Source organism: Kitasatospora sp. Root107, assembly GCF_001424875.1.
Taxonomy (GTDB): Bacteria; Actinomycetota; Actinomycetes; order Streptomycetales; family Streptomycetaceae; genus Kitasatospora.
Genome location: NZ_LMCT01000012.1, coordinates 22,678 through 28,796, shown reverse-complemented (window position 1 = coordinate 28,796; position 6,119 = coordinate 22,678). Strand labels below are relative to the sequence as shown.

Genomic DNA, 6,119 nt, shown 5'->3' with positions numbered 1-6,119 from the left:
ACCCCGCCGATTGGCGGGGTGCGCCTCCTACCTCTTCCGTATCCTCGATCCGGAATGCGGAGCGGTGAAAATGATGGAGCGTCACATTCTGCCTACTCTGTGCAATTTCACTATTTGACGGAGTGTCTAATGGTAGATCACGAAGTATAACGTTTGCATAAAGTCGCACACCATCAGACCGCTCTTTGGACTGGACCATTCGAATGGCTGGTCCATCAACTTCGTTTTGAATCAGGCGAGTTGATCCAGACCCGTTCTGCCATATTCGATGGTTGAACGGGTTACATCTTCGCGCGTAGAGCAACGGCGTTCAAAACCCTCCGCCCCTCTGGCAGGATTCCCGGCACTCAATCCACTCGAGGAAAGAGATGTGGTTATGCCTGGTCGTAGAAGAGTGGTAAAGCGGGTGCGCAACACGCGAGTGTCGCTGGTCGCAGCCGCATTGGCCGCAACGGGGGTCTTCATTGGCGGCACGGCCGCTGTCGGCGGTGTCTTCACCGGCGAGCGGACCGTGGCCTCGGCCGGCGCCTCCGCGGGTGACTCCGCGCCGGCGTCCGAGCCCAAGCACGACGACGCGCCCCAGCCGGTCGCGTCGATACCGAAGGACGATCCGCCGACCGGAATGGTCTACACCGGTCTCCGGGCGGCGCCGAAGGGCGACCGCTGCGTCGGCGCCCTCGCTACGGCGGACGGTCACTGTACCCACGGCCCGGACGAGCCGCCGAAGGGCGTGGACATCAGCAAGGACACCCCGCCGGCCGTGAAGGCGGATCTGCCGGCCGCGGACCTCGGCAAGCCGTCCCCGGCGGAACCGTCCTCGCAGGGGCCGTCCGCCGACACCGCGCCGGCCCTCGACGCGCAGGCCGGCCGGTCCGCGGCCGCTGCCGTCCCGTCGGGCACTCCGAGCTCGACAGCCGTCCCGAACACCGCCGTTGCGGCTCCGGCCGGCCAGGCCGTGGTCTGCGACGGCGACGGCACCACGGGCAACCGGGTCCAGGTCGTCTACGCGCACGTGCCGGGCCGGGACCGGTACGCGCAGTACGTCGCGTCGTTCCGCAAGTGGGCCGCGGACGCGGACGCCATCTACTTCGCCAGCGCCCAGGAGACCGGCGGCGTCCGGCACATCCGCTTCGTCACCGCCGCCGACTGCACCCCGACGGTGCTCAACGTCGAGCTCTCGGACTCCGCGATGTCCGAGTTCAGCGCGACGAACTCCGCGCTGGCGACGAAGGGCTTCAACCGCCTCGACCGCAAGTACATGATCTTCGCGGACACCAACATCTACTGCGGCATCGGTACCTTCAACGGCGACGAGCGTCCCGGCCAGAACAACCAGAGCAACTTCGGTCCGTCCTACGGCCGTACGGACTCCGGCTGCTGGAACGGCTCCACCGCCGCGCACGAACTCGGGCACAACCTGGGAGCGGTGAACAACAGCGCGCCCAACACCAGCCGCGGCGCGCACTGCACCGACGAGTGGGACGTCATGTGCTACTCGGACACGCCGTACTACCCGAAGATGCGCATCGTCTGTCCGGAGCAGGGCCACGACCTGCGGCTCGACTGCAACCACGACGACTACTACAACACCAGCCCGCGGCCCGGCAGTTACCTCGCCACGCACTGGAACGTCGCGAACAACCAGTTCCTGATGACGGGCAACGGCACCAAGCCCGACCCGACCCCCACGCCGAGCCCGACCCCCACCTCGAACCCGAGCCCCGGCCCCACCGGCAGCACCGGGCCGTCGACCGGCCCGGACGTGACGGTCGGCCAGCTGGCGCCGGACTCGGCGGTCGCGAGTTGGCAGTCCGTCAACTCGGCCGCCTGGTACCAGGTGTTCCTCAACGGAAAGCACCTCGGCTGGGTGAAGCAGAACTCCACGCGGCTCTACAACCTGCGCCCGGATACCGACTACACCGTCGCGGTGGCCGTCCGCGACACCTCCGGGCGTGACTCCAAGCCCGGTCGCACGGTGTCCTTCCACACCCCGAAGGCCGGCGGCACCACGACCGCACCGGCCACCGCCTACACGCTGACCAACGGTGCGACCGGCCTGGCCGCGGCGGTCTGGGGCGGCAAGACGGCCGACGGCACTGTCCTGGTCGGCTCCCAGGCCACCGGCTACGCCGACCAGCGGTGGTACTTCGACGACGCCGGCAGCGGCTACGTGCGGATCAAGTCCGCGGTGTCCGGCAAGTGCCTCCAGCTCGGCGGCACCCCCGTGGTGGGGCAGTGGGTCGCCCAGCAGCCCTGCGACGGCAAGGCGTCACAGCAGTGGCGGCTCGCGTCCTCCGACGCCGGGGTGAGCGTGACGGCCAGGGACAGCGCGTTGGTGCTGGGTGTCGGCGGCCAGCAGTACTACGGCGCACGGCTGCTGGAGCTCCAGGACCCGGCCGGCGCCGGCTACCACAGCTGGACCCTTCAGAAGACCTCCTGACGATCCATCGGAAGCCGGGGCCGCCCGTACGGCGGGCGGGCGGCCCCACCCCCAACCGTCCCACCTCCAGGAGGTCATCCCTTGATGATCGACCGCCGCCTCGCAATGGCGTACTGCGCCCTCGTCGGTCTCGTCGGCCTGCTCGCACTGGGCCATGCCACGACGGCGTACGCGCACGGCGACACCATCCGGCTCACCGTCACCGGCGTCACCGCCGGGCACTCGCAGTTCACCGCCACCTGGGAGAACGACAAGGACCCGGTCGACGAGCGGATCGCGGGCACGATGAGCGCGACCGCCGCCGACGGCACCACCGTCGGCCCGTGGCGCCTGATTCCCGTCCCCGGCCACACCGGCAGCCTCACCACCAACGAGGTGCTGCCGCCCGGCCGTTGGGACATCACGGCGGAGACCGCCTTCCCCGCACTGGGCCGGGGCGCGGGTACGGCGGACGTGCCGGTCGTCGACCCGGGCCCGTTCCCCACCCCTTCCGGCGCGGTCACCGGCGGACCCGGCGTGGTCACCGACCCCGTACCGGCCGGGACCGCGGCAGCCACCGCCTCCGGCGCCACCGCGCCCACGGGCTCGCCGGCCGGACCGTCCACCCCCACCGCCGCCCCGGCGAGCAGCCAGACCGTCCCTTCCGACGACCGGTCCTCGGACGGGCAGCGGGCCATCACCGCGATCGGTGTCGCGGCCGTCTCCGTCGCGGCCGTCGCGGTGGCCGTGAAGTTCCTGCGCCGATCCATCCGGCCCTGACGTGTTGACGGTCCGCCACTCATCGAAAGCAACGCCGGACAGGTTCCCGGATCAAGGAGCATGATGCACAGACTTCGCGCGTCCCGCCGCAGGAAAGCGCTGATAACCGCGATCACCGCCGCACTCTCCGGCGGCCTGCTGTTCGGCATCACCGCCCTCGCCCAGGCCGACGTGGTCAGCGGCACCGTCATTGGCGGGCAGGGCAATTACAGCACCGTCAACCACCGGGTCAAGCCGTCCCTCTCGGCCCAGGTCAACGGCTCCTCGAAGGTCGGCGACAAGGTCCAGATGTCCTGCCGGACCACCGGCGACACCGTGGAGAACAACCCGCGGTGGATCTTCACCGGCTCGTACTACGTCGCCGACGCCTTCATCCAGGAGAACACCGGCGGTCTGCCGGTCTGCGGCCCGAACCCGAACCCGAACCCCGGCCCCACGGCCGCGAAGACGCTCAAGATCGACATGCAGAAGCAGGTCAGGACCCAGTGGTGCTGGGACGCCTCCGGCGTGACCATCGCCAACTACTGGGGCCGCACCGTCAGCCAGGAGCAGTTCTGCCAGCTCGCCGCGCAGGGCACCTGGGTGAACTGCAACAACCAGCCCGCGACGCTCGAGGACATGGCAAACGGCCTGGCCAGACTGGGACTGAGCAACAGCGGCCGCAGCCTGTACCGCAACGCCTCGTTCAACGAGTCCACGGCCGAGATCGCAGCCGGCCGCCCGTTCGCCGTCCGCATCGGCTGGCGCAGCGGAGGCGGCCATATGAACGTCGTCTACGGCTACGACAGCAACAGCAACATGATCGCGGTCGGCGACCCGTGGCAGACCACCCAGACCTACACCTGGTGGAACTACTCCAACTACTCGAACAACAACTCGTTCCAGTGGACCCACTCCCGCATCGACATCCACGGCTGAGGAGACGACCGACCATGCAGACCATGCGACGCACCAGGCGTACGGCAGTCCGGGCCGCCCTCCTCGCCACGACCGTACTCGCCGCCGCCCTGTGCGGAACCGCTTCGGCGCAGGCCGCCGCCGGTGACGGCATCGCGGGCTACCAGTCCGCCCAGCAGATCCTTCGGAGCGACCAGCTCCGGGACACCGTCTCCCGCTTCCTGGTCGCCGCCCGACAGGCCGGCACCGGTGCCGCGGACGGCGGCACCGTCGGCGTCCCCGGGAACGCGCCCGCCGCGGTGGCCGCCCCGCCCGGGTTCGGCCTCAAGGACCCGGTGCCGATGTTCGAGCTCAGCCCCGAATTCGTGGCCGGCAAGACCCGGGCGACCCCGCAGACCGCGCTACGTCTCTCCTATCTGGCCTCCCGGGTGACCACCTCCGACGGCCGCCAGGCCTCCGTACTGCTCGCCCCCCAGGGCAACGGCGCCCAGAACACCGCCACGCCGGGCAGCGGGGTCCAGAACGTCGGCGCCGAGAGCTGGCAGCTGGCCGGCATCCGGGACGGGGACGCCGAGATCAGTCTTGCCGAACGCGGCACCCCGCAGGCCCGCAGCTTCACCGAGCCGCAGATCCACGCCTGGTACCGGCTCACCACCGAAGGCACGGTCGAGCCGCTCAACGAGGAGGCGACAACCAGCCTCGGCGGAAAGCGCGGCATCACCCTCGCCGCCTATCAGAAGCTGGTCACCGCCCGCTACGGCGACAAGCTTCCCGGTTCGGAGTACGACCGCAAGGGCCTGGCCGGTGGGTACGCCGGCCTGACGGAGGACCAGCCGGAGCAGGTCGCCGCCGCGGCCGGGAACCCGGCGGCTGAGACCTCCGGGCGGCCGGTCGCCGTCACCGGGGCCATGGCCCTGGCGACGGCCGGCGGTGCGGTGCTGTACACGCGCCGCCGCCGGGCGGCCGCCACGCGCTGACCCGGACCGATCCACCCGGCGCCGGTCCACTGGGGTCAGTGGGCCGGCGCCACGGCGTGCCGGTGGAGCGGAACGGCGACAGTTACACCCGCGAGTCGGGTCCCTGGTACGCGTGGACGGGCAACGTCAACTTCTGAACCGCACGCGGGCGACCTACCATCGCCATCGTGACGCTGCCTCGCGAGGACGAAGAGCGCGCGGAGCGAGCAGGGAGTACTGATGGCACGGGCGACGGTGCGGCGGCGGGTGCTGCGGCTGCGCGGGGACGAGCGGGGCGAGCGGGCGGACGTGCTGGCGGCGGAGGAACCGCTGGAGATCCGGGTCGGCGGCGAGCCGCTGACCGTGACCATGCGCACCCCCGGCCACGACTTCGATCTGGTGGCGGGCTTCCTGGTCGGCGAGGGGATGCTGCACACGACGGCGGAACTGGCCGCGCTGCGGTACTGCGCCGGGACCGACGCGGACGGGCTGAACACCTACAACGTGGTGGACGCGAAGCTGCGCGGCGGCCGCCCCGCACTGACGACCCATCGGAACCTGCTGACCACCAGCGCCTGCGGCCTGTGCGGCCGGGACACCGTGGACGCGGTACGGACCCGGGTGCGCTGGCCGGTCGCGGACGACCGGGTGCGGGTGCGGCCGCAGGTGCTGTACGGACTGCCGGACCAACTCCGGGCCGCCCAGCGGGCGTTCGACTCGACCGGCGGCCTGCACGCGGCCGGTCTCTTCACGGCGGAGGGCGAGCTGCTCTGCGTCCGGGAGGACGTCGGACGCCACAACGCGGTCGACAAGGTGGTGGGCTGGGCGCTCCGGGAGGGCCTGCTGCCGCTGGCCGGGCACCTGCTGCTGGTGAGCGGGCGGGCCTCGTTCGAGCTGACCCAGAAGGCCGCACTGGCGGGCATCCCGGTGCTGGCCGCCGTCTCGGCGCCGTCCTCGCTGGCGGTGGAGCTGGCGGAGGAGCTGGGCCTGACCCTGATCGGTTTCCTGCGCGGCGAGGGCGCCAACGTCTACACGGGTGCCGACCGGTTGGCTTGATCCTGCAACAG

General features: G+C 70.7%; 5 protein-coding genes. All 5 read left to right on the top strand.

Going from position 1 to position 6,119, the window contains the following annotated elements; translation table 11 throughout:
* Positions 1–406: 406 nt before the first annotated feature.
* The 5 genes from ASC99_RS11765 to fdhD all read left to right on the top strand — a co-directional run bounded on the left by ASC99_RS11765 (position 407) and on the right by fdhD (position 6,108).
* On the top strand, positions 407–2,440 hold the full coding sequence (locus ASC99_RS11765; RefSeq protein WP_235502472.1) for an RICIN domain-containing protein: 2,034 nt from the start codon (positions 407–409) through the stop codon (positions 2,438–2,440).
* Positions 2,441–2,524: 84 nt separating this feature from the next.
* Entirely contained in the window at positions 2,525–3,199 is a 675-nt protein-coding gene (locus tag ASC99_RS11760) for a hypothetical protein (protein WP_057231038.1), read from the top strand.
* A gap of 63 nt (positions 3,200–3,262) precedes the next feature.
* On the top strand, positions 3,263–4,117 hold the full coding sequence (locus tag ASC99_RS11755) for a papain-like cysteine protease family protein (RefSeq protein WP_057231036.1): 855 nt from the start codon (positions 3,263–3,265) through the stop codon (positions 4,115–4,117).
* 23 nt (positions 4,118–4,140) lie between these two features.
* Positions 4,141–5,073: a hypothetical protein gene (locus ASC99_RS11750; RefSeq protein ID WP_157531492.1), complete on the top strand. Its 933-nt coding sequence runs from the start codon at positions 4,141–4,143 to the stop codon at positions 5,071–5,073.
* Between the two features lie 219 nt (positions 5,074–5,292).
* Positions 5,293–6,108 carry a formate dehydrogenase accessory sulfurtransferase FdhD gene (fdhD, locus tag ASC99_RS11745; protein WP_057231032.1) on the top strand — a complete coding sequence of 272 codons (816 nt, stop codon included), beginning with the start codon at positions 5,293–5,295 and terminating at the stop codon, positions 6,106–6,108.
* The last annotated feature ends 11 nt before the right edge of the window (positions 6,109–6,119 follow it).